General features: G+C 40.8%; 1 pseudogene. It reads right to left on the bottom strand.

Annotation, left to right across the window (positions count from 1 at the left end):
• Window positions 1-29 precede the first annotated feature (29 nt).
• Window positions 30-848, bottom strand: a pseudogene (locus FC65_RS10870) (solute carrier family 23 protein); the annotation flags it as partial.
• Between the last annotated feature and the right edge of the window lie 20 nt (window positions 849-868).

Raw genomic sequence — 868 nt, 5'->3', positions numbered from 1 at the left:
TTTCATTTACACAAACTTCTTGACACTCCCTAAATCAAAGCTAAAACAGCAAAGTTGATTATGAATAACAATGATACTACCCAAATCAATGGATGAACTTGCTTCCCTTTGCCTAAGACCGTTTTAACAAGTGTATAGAAAATAAAGCCAAAAGCAATTCCGTAAGTAATGTTATAGGTAAAAGCCATCACGATCGAAGCCATGAAAGCAGGAATAGCTTCTTCCAGATCCTTCCAAGGAATATCATTAAAGTTACCCATCATCATCACACCAACCATGATCAGTGATGGAGCAACTGCAACCGACGGAATGATCGATAAGAAAGGTGATAGAAATGCACTCAAGATAAACATGACGGCCACAGTCACGCTAGTCAAGCCAGTCCGACCACCGGCACCGATTCCAGCTGAACTTTCGACATAAGCCGTAATGTTAGATGTACCAAAAAGCGAACCAACACCCGTGGCGATCGAGTCAGCAAATAAGGCCTTATCTAGTTTTGACTTGAAACCTGGTTGTTCCTCTAGTTCCATTTCTTCTTTTCCAGAAAAGATCCCAGTCTGACGCCCAGTTCCAATAAAGGTCCCTAAAGAATCAAATGTGTCTGACAAACTAAAGGATAGAATAGTTACTAATACTAAAGGCAAGCGATGCGGATCAGAAAATAAGCTTCCCATCCCTTTATCCGAAAAAGCTGCTAAGAAGGTATCGCCTAATTGAGAAACAGAAGCCCCGAAGGAGTACTGGCCAGAAATATGCAAATTAGTCACTCCCATCGGGATCCCAATGATAGTAGTAAGAATAATGCCAACCAGCAAAGCCGCCGGTACTTTTTTAACTCTTGAAATGTCAAATTAAGTTAGAAATA

This window comes from Ligilactobacillus acidipiscis DSM 15836 (assembly GCF_001435755.1).
GTDB lineage: Bacteria > Bacillota > Bacilli > Lactobacillales > Lactobacillaceae > Ligilactobacillus > Ligilactobacillus acidipiscis.
The sequence above is the reverse complement of the archived record's forward strand: the minus strand, read 5'-3'. Positions and strand labels throughout refer to the sequence as shown.